Below are 19,285 nucleotides of genomic sequence, written 5' to 3'. Positions count from 1 at the left end.
CGGTGAGCCGGACCGGACTGGTGAGCGCGGGCCTGGGGCTCGGCGCGGTCGGCGGGTTCGTCGGCAGCCTGCTCAGGGAACGGAGCGCTCTGACAGCCGCTCGCGACGCTGCGAGCGAGGAAAGTGAGGAACTGCCTTCATGGGGCGCCGGCTCGCACCGCTCACGCTGGACAACCTTCAGGACCTTCCCAAGCGCTGTCGCGCGTGTGTCTTCTGGGAGTTGGACCCAGTCAGCGGTCAGGCCGCGGTAAAGGCAGGAACACCCGAGCTGGAGAAAGAGGCGTGGATCTCCGCCGTCTTGCTCGAATGGGGATCCTGCGGCCGCGTCGTGTATGTGGATGACGTACCGGCGGGCTTCGTGCTCTACGCGCCGCCCGCTTACGTCCCGCGGGCGACGGCCTTCCCCACGAGCCCGGTCTCCCCTGATGCGGTCCAGCTGATGACGGCCTTCATCACCCCGGGCTTCCAGGGGCAGGGACTGGGACGTGTGATGGTGCAGACGGTCGCCAAGGATCTGCTCCGGCGAGGCTTCAAGGCGATTGAGGCCTTCGGGGACGCCCGTTGGAAGGAGCCGGCCTGTGTCCTGCCCGCCGACCATCTCCTGGCCGTGGGATTCAAGACGGTCCGGCCGCACCCGACGTACCCGCGACTGCGCCTGGAGCTGCGTACGACGCTCTCCTGGAAGGAAGACGTGGAGTTGGCGCTCGACCGGTTGCTGGGGGCGGTACAGAAGGAGCCGGTGCTGCGTCCGCTGTAGGGCGCTCTCGGGTCTGCCGGCGAGGCGCCTGCGTCATTGGCCATACATGCGGATGGGCCAACCCGTCGGGGTTGGCCCATCCGTGTTTCACGTGAAACATCGCCGCCTGCAGCAGGCGGCACGTTGACCTACTCGGCGATGAAGTCCTCGAGGTCCCGCACGATCGCGGCCTTCGGCTTGGCACCGACGATGGTCTTGGCGACCTCGCCACCCTGGTAGACGTTCAGGGTCGGGATGGACATGACGCCGTACTTGGCGGCCGTACCCGGGTTCTCGTCGATGTTGAGCTTGACGACCTCGATCTTGTCGCCGTACTCGGCGGCGATCGCCTCAAGGGACGGAGCGATCTGGCGGCACGGACCGCACCAGGCGGCCCAGAAGTCCACCAGAACGGGCTTGTCGCTCTTGAGAACGTCCTGCTCGAAGGAATCGTCGGTCACGTGCTTGAGGGTGCCGGCCACGGCGGGCTCCTTAACTGGTTGGTGCGGTGGGGCGGGATGGAGGGTCAGACAGCGGTCTTCTCGGGCTCCGCGGCGGCCTCGCCGTCCGCGAGGGCGGAGAGGAAGCGCTCGGCGTCGAGGGCGGCGGAGCAGCCGGTGCCGGCCGCTGTGATCGCCTGGCGGTAGGTGTGGTCGACGACGTCGCCGGCGCCGAAGACACCCGTCAGGTTGGTCCGGGTCGAGGGTGCCTCGACCTTGAGGTAGCCCTCCCCGTCCAGGTCGAGCTGGCCCTTGAAGAGCTCGGTGCGCGGGTCGTGACCGATCGCGATGAACAGGCCGGTGACGGGCAGCTCGGACGTCTCGCCGGTCTTGAGGTTCCGGAGCTTCAGGCCGGAGAGCTTCTGGTCGCCCTGGATCTCGGCGACCTCGCTGTCCCATACGAACTTGATCTTCGGGTCGGCGAAGGCACGCTCCTGCATCGCCTTGGAGGCGCGCAGGGTGTCGCGGCGGTGGACGATCGTTACGGACTTGGCGAACCGGGAGAGGAAGGTCGCTTCCTCCATGGCGGTGTCGCCGCCACCGATCACGGCGATGTCCTGGTCCTTGAAGAAGAAGCCGTCACAGGTCGCGCACCAGGAGACGCCGCGTCCGGAGAGGGCGTCCTCCTTGGGCAGACCCAGCTTGCGGTGCTGTGAGCCCGTGGCGACGATGATCGCCTTCGCCCGGTGCACGGTGCCCGCCGTGTCCGTGACGGTCTTGATCTCACCGCTGAGGTCGACCGCGACGATGTCGTCCGGCACCAGCTCGGCACCGAAACGCTCGGACTGCGCACGCATGTTGTCCATGAGCTCGGGGCCCATGACGCCGTCCTGGAAGCCGGGGAAGTTCTCCACCTCGGTGGTGTTCATCAGCGCACCGCCTGCGGTGACGGCGCCCTCGAACACCAGCGGCTTAAGCGACGCGCGCGCAGTGTAGAGCGCCGCCGTGTAGCCGGCGGGCCCGGAGCCGATGATGATCACGTTTCGGACGTCGCTCACGGCTTGATTCCTCGTCTCTGGAGACTGCTTCGTACGACTGGTGGGAGCCTCTCTCAGAACTCTCACCCCACCCAACGGATCCTAAGGGGCGCGCATTCCCACTGTGTCCGGGCACACGAAGACGCGTCACCGCGCGGGGACGTCAAGGATGGCGCAGAGGTGCTCAGGACGGTCCGCGGCGGAGCCCGGCTTGCTCAGCTCCGCGCGTAGGAGTGCTCCAGCAAAACCTTGCCGGCGGCGATCGACGGCTTGTCCACACAGGCGGAGTCCACGACGTAGGCCGTGACGCGTGTGGTGTCGGAGGCGTCGGGCAACACCACGAGATACGCCTCCTTGCCCTTGTAGGAACCTTCCTTGAAGGCGAGCGGTTCCGCGTCTCGACCGATTCCCTGTGTGATGCACCCGGGAACCGAGACCGAGGGCGTGTTGAAGATGTGCGGCTCCTCAGTGGACTGAGTGCCGTGCGGGTTGGAGGTGCGAGGGCCGCCGTCCTTCTTCTTGTCGGCCTTGTCCAGGAGATCCGCGACCTGTCCCTTGAGCTTGCCCTCGGCGAAGGTATTCGCGGAGTCGCTCTGCTCGGGGGACGCCGACGGGGAGTCATTGTCGGAGGCGTTGTTGCCCAGCGACTGGAACAGCAGACCGCCGAGTCCCAGCGCAGCGGCCGTGAACATGGCGCTCAGCACCGCAGTCCTGCGGCGTGCACGACGCGGCCGGTTCATGCGGCCCGGGCCGGTGGCGGCGCGGGGGCGTCCCGCGGGACGGTCTGCCGCAGTCGATGTTTCACGTGAAACATGCCAGCCGTCGTCGTCGCCCTCATCGGGCAGGGGGCGCGAAGCGCCGACGGACGCGAGGGCGCCTGCGGAGTCGTCTTCGGGAACCGTGGCATTCAGCAGGGCCTCAGCAGAGAGAGCGGCGTCGATACGGCCCGCGACATCGTCGGGCATGCGAGGCGGGCCCGGCAGCGTGCCGAGCAGGCCGCGGATCTCCTCCAGCGAGTCGTACACGTCGGCGCAGAGCGTGCAGTCGTCCAGATGCCGTCGCACGTCTGCCGTACGGGTGGGAGGGAGCAGACCTTCGGTGAGGTCGGAGATCTCCTCGACGTCCGGGTGCCCGGCCGTGTCGGTCGTGGATGTCACGCTCGCCCACCTCCGCCCTTCACAGCAGCTGAATCGCTTGGTCCATCGTGTTCTCCCGCTGCGGGTGGGACGGATGCCCCCTGCGTGCGGTTCCGTCCCTCACCCGACTTCTTGCTCGCTCTGTCGCTCCCGCTGTCCGTACGCAGGTGTTTGAGCAGTGGGAGGAGTCTGGCTCTGCCACGGGCGCAGCGGCTCTTGACCGTGCCGGTCGGCACATCGAGCAGGCTGGCGGCCTCCGCCACGGGGTAGCCCTGCATGTCCACCAGGACGAGGGCCGCCCGCTGGTCGGGGGGCAGAGTGCCCAGCGCCTCCAACAGCTCACGGTGCAGATCGTTGCGCTCGGCCGGAGCGGAGGCCGACTCGTGCGGCTCCAGGAGCTGTTCGAGCCGTTCCGTGTCGTCCACCGGGGACGTCTTCCTGGAAGCCGCCTTGCGCGCGCGGTCCAGGCAGGCGTTCACCGTGATCCGGTGCAGCCACGTTGTGACGGCCGACTGGCCCCGGAAGGTGTGGGCGGCCCGATAGGCGGAGACGAGGGCGTCCTGGACGGCGTCAGCGGCCTCCTCGCGGTCGCCCAGCGTCCGCAGCGCCACCGCCCAGAGCCGATCACGGTGACGCCGCACGATCTCGCCGAAGGCATCGGGATCGCCCTCCACATGACGGGTGAGGAGGTCCTGATCGCTCACTTCGCTGAATCCGGCGCCGTCCGCCATCGAACCCCCTCCCCCTCCGGTGGATGCTCAGCCGGTGAACTTCACATCGGTGACGGCCTGCTTGTACCCGGCGTCGCTGAACTGGTCACCGGGCGCGTACGGCAGCGCAGTGAACCACACCAACACGTACTGGGTCTTCACTTTCTTGTCGGCCTTCACCTTGGCGGTCGTCCCGCTCGTGGTCAGGGTTCCGATCTTCTGCATGGAGCTCAGCGACGTCGAGGAGCTCATGGAATCCGTCGCGTACAGCGAGACCGTCGTGTGGTTGCCGCCGAACCTCAGACCTATCGAGGCGGCCGAGATCTCCTGCTTCGAGCCGAGGTCGTAGACGATGCCGACGCCGGGCTTGAACGCCGGGTTCATCTCCGGACCGTCCAGGAAGCTCTTGCTCCGCCAGTACGTCGAGCTGTCGCCGTCGTAGGTCTTGGCCACGTCCCCCGCCGCCTGGGCCGAACCCTTCGCGACGTACTCCTCGGCGCCCTGGATGGTGATCGGCTTGACCGGCTTCGCGTTCTCGCCGCTCTTGTCGTTCTCGTCCGTCGTCCGGGTGTTGCCGGTGTCGTCGGACTTCCCGCGGTCCATGAGCGCGTCCGCGAGCTGCCAGCTGCCGAGACCCAGCGCGGCGATCAGAAGGGCGGACACCGCCCACTTGAGGGCCTTGCCGGTACGGGTCTGCAGCGGAGGCAGGGGAGTCGGTACCGGCTGGGTGGCCCCCGGGTGGGACGAGGGGCGGCCGTAGTTGCCCTGCTGGTACGTCGTGCGCTGGTAGTCAGGCGGCGCTGTGAACGCGGGCTCCGGCGGCCGGATGCGAGGCATCTCGCCGACCGCCTTCACCAGCTCCTCCGGCGTGGTGCACGGAGGCTCCTGGCGGGAAGCGGTCGCGCCGTCGTTGACGAGCGCGCGCATGGCGAGCTCCGAAAGGCCCCGGTGCACACCTGCACGTACCTGGTCGGGAGCGATGAGGCCCACGCCCTTGGGCAGTCCGGAGAGGCCGTAGGCGTCGTCCTCGTACGGCCAGCGCTGGGTGAGCGTGGCGTACAGCAGCGCGCCGATCGCCTCCGTGTCGGTGCGCTGTGGGGTGTCGGAGCTGATGCCGCGCAGCGCCGCGTTCACGGCGAGGCCGCGGATGCGCCACTGCCCGGACGAGGTGCGCAGCACGGCGCCAGGGGTCAACTTCAGATGCGCCAGCCCCTCACGGTGTGCGGCGGCCATCGCCTGGGAGACCTGGCTGACCATCTGGTACGCCTCGTGGACCTCCAGAGGGCCGGCGGCCAGGAGCGCTGTCAGCTCCGTGGCATCCGGCAGCCACTCGTGCACCACATAGACGAGGTCGTTCTCCTCGACCGCGTCCAGGACCTGGACGAACCGGGGATCGCCCAACAGGGCGGAGGAACGGGCCGCCGCCAGGACGGAGCGCGCTCGTGGATGGTCGGCGGGCAGCAAGTGCACACCGACGGCGCGGCGGAGTTTCTCGTCCACCGCACGCCAACTGCTGAAACCGTCCAGACGGGTGACGCACTCTTCCAGTCGGTAGCGTCTGGCGAGTTTGTGACCGCTGTGCAGCTCGGGCGGCGAGGTCCTGCCAGGGCTCTCGTTCCCCCCGCTCCCCTGTTCCTCTTCGCTCTCCGAGCTGTCCGTGTCCCGCTCCCGGTTCTGGGCCACCCCGTCGGCCGTGGACTGGTCCGCCTTCGCGGTCAGCGGCTCGTCGCCGCTGTTGTCTGCCACGTCGACGGCAGCCGTGCTCCGTTCCGCCACCGTCGTTCCTGCCTCCCCATCCATTGCGCGCTGTCCGACGCCAAAGCCAATTGTGCCCACAGTCCGCCCCTATGCACGACACGCGGTCGCGCACGATGGTTGTGCGCCTACCCCCGTCTCAGCGCCCAAGGCGCCCGCGGACCATGCCGACCATTCCGTTCAGCTCCTCGATGCGCATCCGCCGCGCCGCGACGTAGAAGACACCGAGCAGTACGACACCACCGCCGAGCAGGGAGGCGAACGAGCCGCCGACGCCCTGTCCCAGTGTGTGGCCGATTCCGTAGCAGGCCGCACCACTGAGCAGTGCGGCCGGCACCGACGCGATACCGAGCCGTGCGTATGTGCGCAGGACCCGGCCACCGTCCAGGTCGCCGCCCAGCCGCTTCCGCAGTCGGCTCCACGCGACGCCGACGCCGATCGCGTAGGCAAGACCGTACGACGCGGCCATGCCCGCTACCGCCCAGCGCGGGGGAAGCAGGAAGAAACAGAGCGCCGACGCCCCGGCGTTGACGGCGGCCACGATGACCGTGTTGTAGAAGGGGGTCCGGGTGTCCTCGTACGCGTAGAAGGCGCGCAGCACGACGTACTGCACGGAGTACGGGATCAGGCCCAGGCCGAAGGCCATCAGCATGTAGCCCATGTTCGTCGCCTCGCTGGTCCCGGAGGCACCGAACATCAGCGTGCACATCGGGATGCCGAGCGCGACGAAGCCGAAGGAGATCGGCACGATCGCCACGGCGGTCGTACGCAGACCCTGGGAGATGTCGTCGCGGACCGCGCCGCTGTCGCCCTCATGGGCCGAACGTGAGAGGCGCGGCAGCAGGGCGGCCATCAGGGAGACCGTGATGATGGCCTGCGGGAGGCCCCAGATGAGCTGGGCGTTGGCGTAGGCCGCGAAGCCGGTGCCGCTGACCGGTGAGTCGTCGCCCGCCGCGGTGGACAGCTGGGTCACGACGATCGCGCCGGCCTGGTTGGCGAGGACGAAGAGCACCGTCCACTTGGCGAGCATCGCGGCCTTGCCGAGCCCGTGGCCCTTCCAGTCGAAGCGCAGTCGCAGCCGGAATCCGGTCTCCCGGAGGTACGGGATCATCGCGAGGGCCTGGACGACGAGGCCGAGCAGGACACCGATGCCGAGCAGCCGCTCGCCCTCCGGCGGGATGGTCGCGGCTTCCATGCCGGAGTTCTCCGCGGTGCCGTACACCCAGATGAACAGCCCGAGCGTCACGATGATGACGACGTTGTTGAGGACCGGTGTCCACATCATCGCGCCGAACTTTCCGCGCGCGTTCAGGATCTGGCCCATCACCACGTGGATGCCCATGAAGAAGATCGTGGGCAGGAAGTACCGGGCGAAGGTGACGGCGACGTCGCTGGCCGCGGCATCGCTCGCGACACGCGTCGACAGCATGCGGACCAGCAGGGGAGCGGCGAGCACCGCGAGCGCGGTGAGCGCGCCGAGAACCACGACGACGAGGGTCAGCAGCCGGTTGGCGAACGCCTCACCACCGTCCTCGTCGTCCTTCATGGCGCGCACCAGCTGCGGTACGAAGACGGAGTTGAGGCCGCCGCCGACCGTCAGGATGTAGATCATCGTCGGCAGCTGGTAGGCGACCTGGAAGGTGTCGCCGAGGAGGCCGACGCCCAGCGCCGCGACGATCAGCGCGGAGCGGATGAAGCCGGTGAGGCGGGACACCATGGTGCCCGCCGCCATGACCGCACTGGACTTCAGCAGACCGGACGCCCGGCCACCGGACTTCTTCGCGGCCGCCGGCGCAGGTGTGGGCGGGGGTGTCGAAGGCGGCTCGGCAGCCGGAGCGGGTTCAGGCGTCGGAGAGGGCACGCTGGGCGGACCCCCCGCGGGCGGGTATGCGCCGCCCTGCTGCTGGTCCCGGAAGAGATGAGCGAAGGCGTCCGGCTCGTGGCGCTGCTCGCCGGCCTGGGTCACCAGGTCGTCGACGCCCACGAACTGGGTCGTGCGGGGGTCGTCGCCGTACGGCAGGTACTGCGTGGGGCCCTCCGGCTCCGGGGCCGGGGTCTGGGCCCACACGCGCGGGTCGGGGGCGTACGGGGACTGGGGCGGCTGAGCGTAGAGCGGGGGCTGCGGCTGGTAGGTGCCGGGCGGCGGCGGGGGATGCGCGGCGCGGTCGTAGAGCGCCTCGGTGACAGGGTCCTGGGCGGCGAGATCCTGCGCCCGGTAGGGATCCTGGGCGTAGGCATCCTGGAGGTACACGTCGGGTGCGGGTTGCTGAGGCACCTCGCCGGGCTCCGGCGGGCCCTGCGGCGGGTCGTCGGGGTGGCCGGAGCCGCCCGCGCCCTGACCGCGGTCACCGTCGTACGGCGCGTTCATGGTTACCCCACCTCATCGTCCCCGGGCCCACCGGCCGCGACATCGCTCAACGGTCCACTCTCTCACCAGTGCCGGACGGGTCCGTGATTTCCGCTGCGGTGTCCGGTGAAGGGTCACTCGGGTGCTCCGGCTCGTGTGCCCTCGACTCGGCTTCGGATGCTTCGGGCGCGTCGTCGTCCTCGCCGTCCGCTCGGGCGTTCTCGGATTCCTGCGTGGCCTGGCGGGCGGCCGCGCGCTTGCGCTGGGTGTACATCCGGAATCCGGCGAGCACGAGCAGCAGGACACCACCGGCGATGACCAGCATCACCGTGGCGGTGATCTCGGTGACCTTCACGTCGAAGGCGACTTCGGGACCGTACGGCCGGCCGTCCTCCGTGAACAGCTGGGCGACGACTCCCGCCCGGCCGTTGGCGTGGGCGTTGGTGGTGAACTTCACCGACTGGCTGTGTCCGCCCGAGACCGTGACCGGCTGTTCGTCGTAGGCGCCGTCGCCGATGCTGAGGCGGCTCGGCTGGGTCGAGGTCAGGCGCAGTGTCAGGTGGTCGACACCCTGGACGAGATTGTTCTGCACCGTCACGGGGATCGTGGCGCTGCGGCCCGACAGCTTCGCCTCGGACTTCTTGATCAGTCCGACGCTCTCGGTGAGCCGTGTGAGGTACGCCTCGACACCGTCGCGGTAGAGCGTCGCATCGGTGCTGCGGCCGCGCCAGGACGTGGACATCGACCGGTCCATGGCCCGTCCGAAGGGGGTGGCCACGCGGGACTTGTCCGCGAGGATCACCTGGAAGCTGTCGAGGTTGTCCTGCGTGCGCTCGATCTGCTCGAAGGCGGTCTGCGGCAGTTCCTGGTTGCGCAGCGACTTCGGGTACGACCCCGCCGACGGGACCCGCGTGGTGGCGCCCGAGTCCGGCTTGGCCTTGGTGGCCGCGGACAGGTCCGCCGACTGCGACCAGTTTCCGTCCTGGAGCGCCTTCAGTGCCTGTGCCATCGCCTGGGCCTGGCTGGAGGTCGGCATGCGCTGCGGGGCGACCACGACGCTGCGCTGCTTGTCCGGGACCTGGAGCGAGAACATCAGGCTCTGGGCGAGGAACTTCTGCACGGCGAGCGTGGCGTTGCCCGCCACTGTCATGTCGCCCTGGAAAGCCGTCGACAGACGGGCGTCCGCGACCACCGCGGTGGTGCCGCCGCCGATCGGACGCGCCGCGGAAGGCGTGTACGGCAGGCTTCCGGTCTCCTTCAGGCTGTCGCCGCGGGAGATCACCGTGTCGGCCCCGGCCGAGGTGGCGACCTTGACGATCGAGGGGTCGATCGCGCCGTTCGCAGGCCAGGCGTAGTCCGTGCTGGGCGTCACGTGGAGAATCGACTCCACCGTCGTCGCGGCCACCGTGGTGGCGTCCTTGAGACGGCTGAGCGACCCGGTCGCGGTCTTTCCGTTGTGGGCCAGCGACGCCAGATCAGGGTCGGCGAACGGAAGGGCGACGACTTCCTCGTTCTCCACCGTCTTCTCCAGCTCGGAGAGCCACTGTTTGGCCACCGCCTGGTGCGTGCCCGCCGTGGTCGTCGTGCTGGAGCCGTTCACCTGGACGCGGTAGCTGCGGGTCATCGCGTCGACGGACGCCAGCAGATCCGGGTCGACGACCCACGTGACGTCGAGGTTCTTGCCGAGCGCGAGGAGCTGCTGCAGGCGTCCGCCGGGGGCGAGCTCCGCGGCCAGGTCGTCGTCCTTGAAGACGGGGGTCTGCTGCTCGTTCGAACCCGTCTCGGCCGTCATGTGGGAGGTCGAGATGAGCGGCCAGAGGTATGTGGTCCGGGTCTTCGTGTCCGCCGCGTCGGGCTGCCACGGCAGGAAGGTCCGCTCGATCCCGAGGATCTGGTCGTACGCCGCGGCGGCCGTCCGGCCGGTGAGCGTGACACCGAGCTGGTAGACGCCGTCGGAGCTGAGGGGCAGCTTGTCGGTGGGGACGGAGATGCTGAAGGTCTGCGGGACACCCGGCGCCAGCTTGGAGAACTTCGCGACGTACTTGCCGCCGACGTCCGTACCCGCGTACGGGTTGCTCTGTGCGGCGCTGTCGATCGCCGAGCGGCCGTTCATCGTCGGGCCCACCCGGAGACCGACGTGCGCGTCGGTGATCGTCTGCTTGCCCTTGTTGACGATCCTGCCGGAGACGGTGAGCGTGTCCCCGTCGGAGGGCACACGAGGGCTCAGCGTGTCCAGAGAGACACCGACCGTACGGGAACCGGAGACCTCCGCTGCGGCGCTGTGCTCGGCTGCGTACGCGGACGGCGCCACGGGCAGCTGGCAGAGGCCGGCCAGCAGGGGAGCCGCGGCCAGCAGCGCCCCGGTGCGCCGCAGCCAGCGGCGGGCAGGTGAGGGAGTCATCCCCTGGAAGTCTGCCGCCTCGGCCACGCGCTCGCCCGTCCCTCGTCGTCGTCAGTGGTCGTCGGAATGTGCGTCCACGCATGGTAACGATGCGCGCTGAGGGGAAGTGCCGCGGTCCGGTCCACAAGATCGGAGACGAGACCGCACTGTCCCGCTATGTCCGCCTATCAGTGGCGAGGTTCCCGGAGAGACAGGGGAAGGTGCCGGTGCACGTTTAATGGAGGCGCCCGCGGGGGTCCGAGCCACGTACCCTTTTCTGTTGTGCCGAACGCCAACGAAGACAATCCCAGTGCCCTGAACCAGGTGCAGAGCCGCGCGGTGAGCGAACTGCTGCGGGTGTCCCCCGTCGCCGATGAGCTCGCCCGCCGTTTCCATGAGGCCGGGTTCTCCCTCGCCCTGGTCGGCGGCTCGGTCCGGGACGCCCTCCTCGGCCGGCTCGGCAACGACCTGGACTTCACAACCGATGCCCGGCCCGAGGACGTACTGAAGATCATGCGGCCCTGGGCGGACGCCGTGTGGGAGGTCGGGATCGCCTTCGGCACGGTCGGTGGTCAGAAGGACGCCCGCGTCGGAGACGTCGACCAGAGCTTCCAGATCGAGGTGACGACGTACCGCTCGGAGGCGTACGACAGGACCTCGCGCAAGCCCGAGGTCTCGTACGGCGACTCCATCGAGGAAGATCTGGTACGCCGTGACTTCACGGTGAACGCGATGGCCGTGGCGCTCCCCGAGAAGGAGTTCATCGATCCGCACGGCGGGCTCGACGATCTTGCCGCGCGTGTTCTGCGGACTCCGAGCACACCCGAGGCCTCCTTCTCCGACGACCCGCTGCGGATGATGCGGGCCGCGCGGTTCGCCGCGCAGCTCGACTTCGAGGTGGCACCGGACGTCGTCGCGGCGATGAAGGCCATGGCCGAGCGCATCGAGATCGTCTCCTCCGAGCGCGTGCGTGACGAGCTGAACAAGCTGGTCCTGTCCGCGCACCCGCGGAAGGGACTGACACTCCTCGTCGACACCGGGCTCGCCGACCGGGTGCTGCCCGAGCTGCCCGCCCTGCGCCTGGAGCGGGATGAGCACCACCGGCACAAGGACGTCTACGACCACACGCTGATCGTCCTGGAGCAGGCGATGGCGCTGGAGGAGAACGGCCCCGACCTCACGCTGCGCCTGGCCGCACTGCTGCATGACATCGGGAAGCCGCGGACGCGTCGCTTCGAGACGGACGGGCGGGTCTCCTTCCACCATCACGAGGTGGTGGGTGCCAAGATGACCAAGAAGCGGATGACCGAGCTCAAGTACTCCAACGAGCTCGTGAAGGACGTCTCGCGTCTGGTCGAGCTGCACCTGCGCTTCCACGGCTACGGCACCGGGGAGTGGACGGACTCCGCGGTCCGCCGGTACGTGCGTGACGCGGGCCCGCTCCTTGACCGCCTCCACAAGCTGACCCGCTCGGACTGCACGACGCGCAACAAGCGCAAGGCCACCGCCCTTTCTCGCGCGTACGACGGCCTGGAGGAGCGCATCGCCCAGCTCCAGGAGCAGGAGGAGCTGGACTCGATCCGGCCCGACCTCGACGGAAACCAGATCATGGAGATCCTGGGTGTCGCGCCCGGCCCGGCCATCGGGCAGGCCTACAAGTTCCTGCTGGAACTGCGTCTGGAGAACGGGCCGATGGAGTACGACGCAGCGGTGTCGGCGCTCAAGGAGTGGTGGGCCGAACAGAACTGAGGACGCGCGGCGAGTCATGTTTCACGTGAAACATGACTCGCGCTCCTGAAGCCGGACATGTCGAGGGGCGTTGTTTCACGTGAAACAACGCCCCTCGTGTCCGCACCGCTCCTACTTGTTGTCTGCCAGGCAGAGCACGAAGGAGTCGGACCCCTCCTGCCAGGAGAGAGCAGCAGTGGTGCCCTGGACGGACTGGCAGGCGAGCTGCGCCAGGCTGGAGCCGTCCTTCTTCGCCAGAACCTTGTGCGTGGCCTTCGAGTCACTGCAGTCGAGCTTCTCGACCGTGGCGTTGGAGTCGGAGCCCGTGTTGCGCAGGCAGTCTCCGGCCGTGAGCTTCGTAGCGTCGTCGCCGCCGAAGAAGTAGGTACCGGCAGCTATGGAGAGCACGGCCACGGGGATGATGAACCGCAGGTACTTCTTGAAGCCGCTACGCGCCGGAGCCGGCGGCGGAACCGGCGCACCCTGGTTGAAGTACGGGGACTGCTGGGGGTCTCCGGGCTGCGGCTGGCCGTACGGGTTCCCACTCGGGGGCTGCCCGTAGGGGTTCTGGCCCTGGGGCGGCTGCCCCGGTGCGAACGGGTTCTGGCCTTGGGGCGGCGGAGTGGTCACTTTGAGGGTCCCCCTCGGACGTAGGAGCGCGTGGCGTGAAATAAGACGCACGTAAGCTACCGGCCGCCACTGACAACTCTGTAGCCCACAGTGGCTCTGTGTCATTGATGTGACACTTACTGCCGTTCAAAGCGGGCCATAGCCACAGCAACTGCCCCGTAGATAACGGCCACCGTGACCACCAGCTGGACTGAGCGACCGTCAGGAGGCAGCATCAGCGCGGCCACTGCGGCGGCGCCGACGAAGGCCACGTTGAACAGGACGTCGTAGACGGCGAAGATCCGGCCACGGAAACCGTCGTCGACGGACGACTGGACCACGGTGTCCGTGGCGATCTTCGCGCCCTGGGTGGTCAGACCCAGGACGAAGGCCGCGACCAGTATGGGGATTTCGGCGAACGGCAGCCCGAGCGCCGGCTCCAGGACCGCGGCGGATCCGGCACAGGCGATGATCCAGCCGTTGGGCCCCAGTCGGCCGACCGCCGCCGGAGTCAGCACCGCCGCGGCGAAGAAGCCCGCTCCGGAGATCCCCACGGCCAGGCCCAGGAGGGCGAGCCCGTCGTCGTCCGAGCCCGACGACCAGGCGTACCGGCAGAGCATCAGCACCATGACCGTCAAGGCGCCGTAGCAGAACCGCATCAGCGTCATCGCGGCCAGGGCCCGGGCGGCCTCCCGTCGTGCGGGCTCGGCCAGATGGCGTACGCCTGACGTCAGGCCGTGTGCCGTGCCGGCCAGTGCTGCCTTCAACCGTGGATGCACCAACTCCCGGTCGGGGCCCAGAAGGTCCGGTGTCAGGCGCAGCGAGGCGAGCGCGGAGCACACGTAGAGGGCCGCTCCGACGAGAACGACCGCCGCATCGGAGTCCGAGGCGACCAGGCGGACGACGAAGGCGAGACCGCCGCCCACGGTCGCGGCGAGCGTTCCGGCCGTGGGCGACAGGGAGTTGGCCATCACCAGGCGCTCGGAGTCGACGACGCGGGGCAGTGCGGCGGACAGGCCTGCCAGGACGAACCGGTTGACCGCGGTCACGCACAGAGCGGATGCGTAGAAGAGCCAGTCCGGCACGCCGCTCAGCATGAGGACGGCCGTCAGAGCGGCCAGCGCCGCCCGCAGCAGGTTCCCGTACAGGAAGACCTGGCGGCGGCGCCAGCGGTCCAGCAGGACGCCGGCGAAGGGGCCGACGAGGGAGTACGGGAGCAGCAGGACCGCCATTGCCGAGGCGATCGCCGCCGCGGAGGTCTGCTTCTCCGGTGAGAAGACGACATATGTGGCGAGCGCGACCTGATAGACGCCGTCGGCACCCTGCGACAACAGCCGGACGGCGAGCAGACGCCGGAAGTTCCCGAAGCGCAGGAGGACGCGCAGGTCACGCACGACAGCCATGGGGCACAGCCTCACATACGAGGAGGGTCCCCGGGCTTGCGACCCGGGGACCCTCAACAGAGCGGCATATCAAGCGTTTTAGCGCTCAACCTCGCCCTTGATGAACTTCTCGACGTTGTCGTAGGCCTCGTCGTCGAAGTACTGGACCGGCGGCGACTTCATGAAGTAGCTCGACGCGGACAGGATCGGACCGCCGATGCCACGGTCCTTGGCGATCTTCGCGGCACGCAGGGCGTCGATGATGACACCCGCGGAGTTCGGGGAGTCCCAGACCTCGAGCTTGTACTCCAGGTTCAGCGGGACGTCACCGAAGGCACGGCCCTCAAGGCGGACGTACGCCCACTTGCGGTCGTCGAGCCAGGCCACGTAGTCCGAGGGGCCGATGTGGACGTTCTTCGCCCCCATGTCACGGTCGGGGATCTGCGAGGTGACGGCCTGCGTCTTCGAGATCTTCTTGGACTCGAGGCGGTCGCGCTCCAGCATGTTCTTGAAGTCCATGTTGCCGCCGACGTTGAGCTGCATCGTGCGCTCAAGGCGGACACCGCGGTCCTCGAACAGCTTCGCCATCACGCGGTGCGTGATGGTGGCGCCGACCTGCGACTTGATGTCGTCACCGACGATCGGGACGCCGGCCTCGGTGAACTTGTCCGCCCACTCCTTGGTGCCGGCGATGAAGACCGGAAGGGCGTTGACGAAGGCGACCTTGGCGTCGATGGCGGCCTGGGCGTAGAACTTCGCCGCGTCCTCGGAACCGACGGGCAGGTAGCAGACGAGGACGTCGACCTGCTTGTCCTTGAGGATCTGGACGATGTCGACCGGCGCCTCGGCGGACTCCTCGATGGTCTCGCGGTAGTACTTGCCGAGACCGTCGTAGGTGTGACCGCGCTGGACCGTGACGCCCTTGCTCGGGACGTCGCAGATCTTGATGGTGTTGTTCTCGCTGGCACCGATGGCGTCCGAGAGGTCGAGGCCGACCTTCTTCGCGTCGACGTCGAAGGCGGCGACGAACTCGACGTCACCCACGTGGTAGTCGCCGAACTGGACGTGCATCAGGCCGGGCACCTTGGACGCCGGATCGGCATCCTTGTAGTACTCGACGCCCTGGACCAGCGAGGCGGCGCAGTTGCCCACGCCGACGATGGCTACGCGAACCGAACCCATTCCGGTTGCTCCCTGTGTGTACTCGGTGAAGCCCTGAGGGGACTTCACGTGGCAGTGTCATCGGACGGATCCGGCCCGGGAGTGTCCCCGGGCCGGGGCAGGCCGCCCGACTCCCCAGATGTGCTGTCCTGCTGAGCGGAGCCGTCCGATCTGGGACGCTGCTGGTCCCGTCCGGCCCGCTCGCTCTCGATGAGCTCGTTCAGCCAGCGCACTTCGCGCTCCACGGACTCCATTCCGTGGCGCTGGAGCTCAAGGGTGTAGTCGTCGAGTCGCTCCCGGGTGCGTGCCAGAGAGGCACGCATCTTCTCCAGGCGCTCCTCGAGACGGCTGCGGCGGCCTTCGAGGACCCGCATCCGTACGTCCCGTGACGTCTGGCCGAAGAAGGCGAAGCGAGCGGCGAAGTGCTCGTCCTCGTACGCGTCGGGACCCGTCTGTGAGAGCAGGTCCTCGAAATGCTCCTTACCTTCGGCCGTCAACCGATAGACGATCTTGGCGCGACGCCCTGAGAGTGGCGCCGCGAGCGCGTCCTCGGGGGTGCTCCCCGGCTCCTCGATCAACCAGCCGTTGGCGACCAGCGTCTTGAGGCAGGGGTAGAGAGTCCCGTAGCTGAACGCACGGAACACACCCAGTGACGTGTTGAGGCGTTTGCGCAGCTCATAGCCGTGCATCGGGGACTCGCGGAGCAGGCCGAGGACGGCGAACTCGAGGATTCCGGAACGCCGGCTCATCGTCGCCTCCTCTCTGCCGCGGTCTTGCCGTGACGGTCTTTATGCCGAGCTGATGTATCGACTCGATACATCGGAACGATAGATCGGTCCGCGGCATGCGGCAAGAGGGGGCATCGTGAACGGGGTCACATCACCGATTCGTAGGAAGCAAGTTGCCTGATTTGGGATGAACTTCGGTGCTAGGCAGGTTTTGACGGTGCGTAGTCTGTGCGCCATGCAAACCACCGGGAACCGAGTGACGCATGGGGACGTCCTCGTCCTCGGTGCAGTACGGATGAATGTAAGAACGACCGCATCCGTACTTCGGGGGGACCGGAAACCAGCCGCCGTTTCCAGGCGCGCTCAGGTGCGCCTGCCCGAGGAGTAATCGTTCGATGAGCGAGCACCGTCGCAAACCGCCGCAGCCGCAGGGCGGCGGACGTGCCGCGGCCCGACGCGGCCAGACCGGGTCGTCCTCCGGCCGCCGTGCGGCGCCGCGAAGCGCCACCGGGTCGCCTTCCGACTCCTATGACTCGGGAGGTGAGGATCGCCCGTTCGGCAGCCGTGCCGAGGCCCGGCGGGCGGCACAGAGAAGCAGCAGCACCAGCGGTGGCAGGCGCAGAGCCGCCGACGGGGCGGGGCGCGGCGGCCACGGTGGTGGCGGCCGGCGTGGTGGTCCCGGTGGCCCGAACGGCCCTGGGCGGGGCAGAGGGCGCGGGCCCGAGCCCGACAAGAAGCGGATCATCGACTATCCACGTGCGGGCAAGTACGGCTGGGCACGTTGGGTGCCCTCGTGGAAGCTCGTGACGGGTACGTTCATCGGCTTCTGCGGCAGTCTGATGGCCGTGGCGGGCATCGCGTACGCCATGGTGGGCGTGCCGGACGTCGCGGCGGCCGCGAAGGCGCAGAACAACGTCTACTACTGGGCCAACAACAAGCCGATGGTGTCCACGGGCGGTGAGACCAACCGCCAGAACATCAAGTACGAGCAGATCCCCAAGGCGATGCGGTACGCCGTCATGTCGGCGGAGAACAAGAAGTTCGAGACCGACAAGGGCATCGACCCCGTGGGTATCGGCCGCGCGCTCTTCAACATGGCCAAGGGCGGCGAGACGCAGGGCGGCTCGACGATCACCCAGCAGTATGTGAAGAACGCGATGCTGAACGACCAGTCGCAGACGGTGTCCCGGAAGTTCAAGGAACTGCTCGTCTCCATCAAGGTGGGCCGCACCGAGCCCAAGGAGGAGGTCATGGCGGGGTACCTGAACACCGCCTACTACGGCCGCACCTCCTATGGCCTCCAGGCGGCCGCTCGCTCGTACTTCGGCAAGGACGCGACAAACCTCAACGCGAGCGAGTGCGCCTTGCTCGCCGCCGTTCTGAAGGGCGCCACGTACTACGACCCCGCGGGAGCGACGGCGATCGACCCGTCGGCCACGCAAGAGGCCAACACCAGGCGGGCCACGGACCGCTGGACCTGGATCCTCAACGAGATGGTCAAGGACGGGCATCTGTCGGCCACCGAGCGGGCCAAGTACACGGAGCTCCCCAAACTCCAGAACCCGCGGTCCAGCTCTGAGCTGGGCGGTCAGATCGGCTATCTCGTAGACCTTGCCAAGGGCTACGTCATCAACAACACCGACATCACCGAGGAGCAGCTCCGGCAGGGCGGCTACGAGATCCACACGACCTTCGACAAGAAGAAGGTCGACGACCTCGAGAAGGCCGTGAAGAAGGTCCGCAAGGAGAACCTCGACGTGAAGCGTCGGCCGAAGACCGACACACACGTCCAGTTCGGCGGGGCCTCCGTGGACCCGAAGGACGGAGCCATCGTCGCCATCTACGGCGGTGAGTCCGCGACCAAGCACTTCACCAACAACGCCGACGAGACCGGTGCCGCGGTCGGTTCGACGTTCAAGCCGTTCGTCCTGGCGGCCGCCATGCAGGACGGCAAACGCGACCCCGACCTCGGGGAGTCCCAGGCGCAGGACGAACGCACCAAGGTCTCGCCGGACAGCTTCTACAGCGGCAAGAACAAACTCAAGATCAAGACGTACGACGGCAGTATCTGGAAGAACGACAAGGGCAAGGAGTGGCTCCAGACCAACGACGACGACGCGTCGTACGGCACTCCGCCGAACTACCAGATCGACCTGCGTGAAGCCATGAGGGTCTCGGCGAACTCCGCTTTCGTGCAGCTCGGTATGGACGTCGGTCTGGACAAGGTGAAGAAGGCGGCAGAAAACGCCGGACTCAGGCCGAACAGCCTGACGGGTACCACCTTCCCGTCCTTCTCCATCGGCATCTCCGACCCCAGCGCGATCCGCATGGCCGGCTCGTACGCGACGTTCGCGACCAGCGGGAAGCAGAACGACCCGTTCTCGGTCAAGGAGGTCGAGTACGAGGGGGGCAGCGTGTGGAAGCACAAGTCCGCGACCAAGGAAGCCTTCACCGAGCAGGTCGCCGACAACGTCACCGACGTCCTGAAGACCGTCGTCGAGGACGGAACCGGTACCTCGGCTCAGCTCGACGGCCGCGAGGTGGCCGGTAAGACCGGTACGACGGACGGCAACAAGTCCGCCTGGTTCGTCGGGTACACGCCGCAGTTGTCGACCGCGGTCAGCATGTACCGCATGGACGACGACGAGACCAAGAAGAGTCGTCCGTTCCTGGAGATGTACGGCACGGGTGGCCAGAAGACCATCCACGGTGCCTCGTTCCCGGCCGAGGTCTGGCACGACTACATGGAGCAGGCGCTCAAGGGCACGACGCCCGAGGACTTCCCGGAGGCCGAGCCCATCGGTGAGGTGGTCAACGACCTTCCGACCCCGAGCGTGACCCCCACGCCCACTGAGTCCGAAGAGGAGCAGCCCGAGCCCAGTACGGAGCCCAGCGAGACGGAGACCACTCCCTCGCCCTCCGCGAGCGAGACCTGTGGCCCCTTCGGCACCTTCGAATGCGAGGACACCGGCGGGACTGAAACGGGTGGAACCGATACGGGCGGCACAGACGGCGGGGTGACGTCCTCACCCACGGAATCCGAGGATCCAGGCAATACCAGAGGTAATGGCAATGGCGGCATCTTCGGATGATCAACCGGATAGCTGCCTCCACGGGGTGTTTCACGTGAAACATC

General features: G+C 68.0%; 14 protein-coding genes. 3 read left to right on the top strand and 11 right to left on the bottom strand.

Annotated elements, in window-relative coordinates:
* Positions 1 to 139 precede the first annotated feature (139 nt).
* Positions 140 to 757 (top strand): GNAT family N-acetyltransferase, encoded by a 618-nt coding sequence (locus ACZ5VQ_RS11820; RefSeq protein WP_189841525.1) that lies wholly within the window; start codon positions 140 to 142, stop codon positions 755 to 757.
* A 128-nt stretch (positions 758 to 885) separates the two neighbouring features.
* Here the strand turns inward: ACZ5VQ_RS11820 and trxA are convergent, their stop codons facing one another.
* From trxA to ACZ5VQ_RS11785, 7 genes are all read right to left on the bottom strand, one after another.
* Positions 886 to 1,218 carry a thioredoxin gene (trxA, locus tag ACZ5VQ_RS11815; RefSeq protein ID WP_143641354.1) on the bottom strand — a complete coding sequence of 111 codons (333 nt, stop codon included), beginning with the start codon at positions 1,216 to 1,218 and terminating at the stop codon, positions 886 to 888.
* Between the two features lie 44 nt (positions 1,219 to 1,262).
* Positions 1,263 to 2,234, bottom strand: coding sequence for a thioredoxin-disulfide reductase (trxB, locus tag ACZ5VQ_RS11810; RefSeq protein ID WP_362071342.1), 972 nt, complete (start codon positions 2,232 to 2,234; stop codon positions 1,263 to 1,265).
* A gap of 194 nt (positions 2,235 to 2,428) precedes the next feature.
* Complete coding sequence (locus tag ACZ5VQ_RS11805; protein WP_469104748.1) at positions 2,429 to 3,370, bottom strand: anti-sigma factor family protein; 942 nt, start codon at positions 3,368 to 3,370, stop codon at positions 2,429 to 2,431.
* Entirely contained in the window at positions 3,367 to 4,080 is a 714-nt protein-coding gene (gene sigM, locus ACZ5VQ_RS11800) for an RNA polymerase sigma factor SigM (protein WP_362071338.1), read from the bottom strand. The genes ACZ5VQ_RS11805 and sigM overlap by 4 nt, the downstream gene beginning before the upstream one ends.
* A 27-nt stretch (positions 4,081 to 4,107) precedes the next feature.
* Positions 4,108 to 5,835, bottom strand: coding sequence for a protein kinase family protein (locus tag ACZ5VQ_RS11795; RefSeq protein ID WP_383394634.1), 1,728 nt, complete (start codon positions 5,833 to 5,835; stop codon positions 4,108 to 4,110).
* A 118-nt stretch (positions 5,836 to 5,953) separates the two neighbouring features.
* On the bottom strand, positions 5,954 to 8,182 hold the full coding sequence (gene murJ, locus ACZ5VQ_RS11790) for a murein biosynthesis integral membrane protein MurJ (protein WP_469104747.1): 2,229 nt from the start codon (positions 8,180 to 8,182) through the stop codon (positions 5,954 to 5,956).
* A 46-nt stretch (positions 8,183 to 8,228) separates the two neighbouring features.
* Positions 8,229 to 10,589 (bottom strand): DUF6049 family protein, encoded by a 2,361-nt coding sequence (locus ACZ5VQ_RS11785; protein WP_469104746.1) that lies wholly within the window; start codon positions 10,587 to 10,589, stop codon positions 8,229 to 8,231.
* Between the two features lie 234 nt (positions 10,590 to 10,823).
* Here ACZ5VQ_RS11785 and ACZ5VQ_RS11780 point away from each other — a divergent pair, with 234 nt between their 5' ends.
* Entirely contained in the window at positions 10,824 to 12,290 is a 1,467-nt protein-coding gene (locus tag ACZ5VQ_RS11780; RefSeq protein WP_469104745.1) for a CCA tRNA nucleotidyltransferase, read from the top strand.
* Positions 12,291 to 12,401: 111 nt separating this feature from the next.
* On the opposite strand, the gene ACZ5VQ_RS11775 is transcribed toward ACZ5VQ_RS11780, so the two are convergent.
* The 4 genes from ACZ5VQ_RS11775 to ACZ5VQ_RS11760 all read right to left on the bottom strand — a co-directional run bounded on the left by ACZ5VQ_RS11775 (position 12,402) and on the right by ACZ5VQ_RS11760 (position 16,170).
* Positions 12,402 to 12,899, bottom strand: coding sequence for an LppU/SCO3897 family protein (locus ACZ5VQ_RS11775; RefSeq protein ID WP_469104744.1), 498 nt, complete (start codon positions 12,897 to 12,899; stop codon positions 12,402 to 12,404).
* A 116-nt stretch (positions 12,900 to 13,015) separates the two neighbouring features.
* The gene (locus tag ACZ5VQ_RS11770) at positions 13,016 to 14,281 is read right to left on the bottom strand and encodes an MFS transporter (RefSeq protein ID WP_469104743.1); all 1,266 of its coding nucleotides are present in this window, start codon (positions 14,279 to 14,281) and stop codon (positions 13,016 to 13,018) included.
* A gap of 78 nt (positions 14,282 to 14,359) precedes the next feature.
* Positions 14,360 to 15,442: an inositol-3-phosphate synthase gene (locus tag ACZ5VQ_RS11765; RefSeq protein WP_055610611.1), complete on the bottom strand. Its 1,083-nt coding sequence runs from the start codon at positions 15,440 to 15,442 to the stop codon at positions 14,360 to 14,362.
* A 44-nt stretch (positions 15,443 to 15,486) separates the two neighbouring features.
* On the bottom strand, positions 15,487 to 16,170 hold the full coding sequence (locus tag ACZ5VQ_RS11760) for a PadR family transcriptional regulator (protein WP_469104742.1): 684 nt from the start codon (positions 16,168 to 16,170) through the stop codon (positions 15,487 to 15,489).
* Between the two features lie 374 nt (positions 16,171 to 16,544).
* Here ACZ5VQ_RS11760 and ACZ5VQ_RS11755 point away from each other — a divergent pair, with 374 nt between their 5' ends.
* A complete protein-coding gene (locus tag ACZ5VQ_RS11755; protein ID WP_469104741.1) occupies positions 16,545 to 19,241 on the top strand; it encodes a transglycosylase domain-containing protein in 2,697 nt (898 codons plus the stop codon).
* The last annotated feature ends 44 nt before the right edge of the window (positions 19,242 to 19,285 follow it).

Source organism: Streptomyces sp. NPDC033178, assembly GCF_055577685.1.
This window is presented reverse-complemented; position numbering and strand designations above follow the sequence as displayed.

Excerpts from the sequence above, each read along its gene's own strand:
- ACZ5VQ_RS11820 (WP_189841525.1), top strand. The coding sequence starts at position 140 with ATGGGGCGCCGGCTCGCACCGCTCACGCTGGACAACCTTCAGGACCTT.
- murJ (WP_469104747.1), bottom strand. The coding sequence starts at position 8,182 with ATGAACGCGCCGTACGACGGTGACCGCGGTCAGGGCGCGGGCGGCTCC.
- ACZ5VQ_RS11760 (WP_469104742.1), bottom strand. The coding sequence starts at position 16,170 with ATGAGCCGGCGTTCCGGAATCCTCGAGTTCGCCGTCCTCGGCCTGCTC.
- ACZ5VQ_RS11770 (WP_469104743.1), bottom strand. The coding sequence starts at position 14,281 with ATGGCTGTCGTGCGTGACCTGCGCGTCCTCCTGCGCTTCGGGAACTTC.
- sigM (WP_362071338.1), bottom strand. The coding sequence starts at position 4,080 with ATGGCGGACGGCGCCGGATTCAGCGAAGTGAGCGATCAGGACCTCCTC.
- ACZ5VQ_RS11765 (WP_055610611.1), bottom strand. The coding sequence starts at position 15,442 with ATGGGTTCGGTTCGCGTAGCCATCGTCGGCGTGGGCAACTGCGCCGCC.
- ACZ5VQ_RS11755 (WP_469104741.1), top strand. The coding sequence starts at position 16,545 with ATGAGCGAGCACCGTCGCAAACCGCCGCAGCCGCAGGGCGGCGGACGT.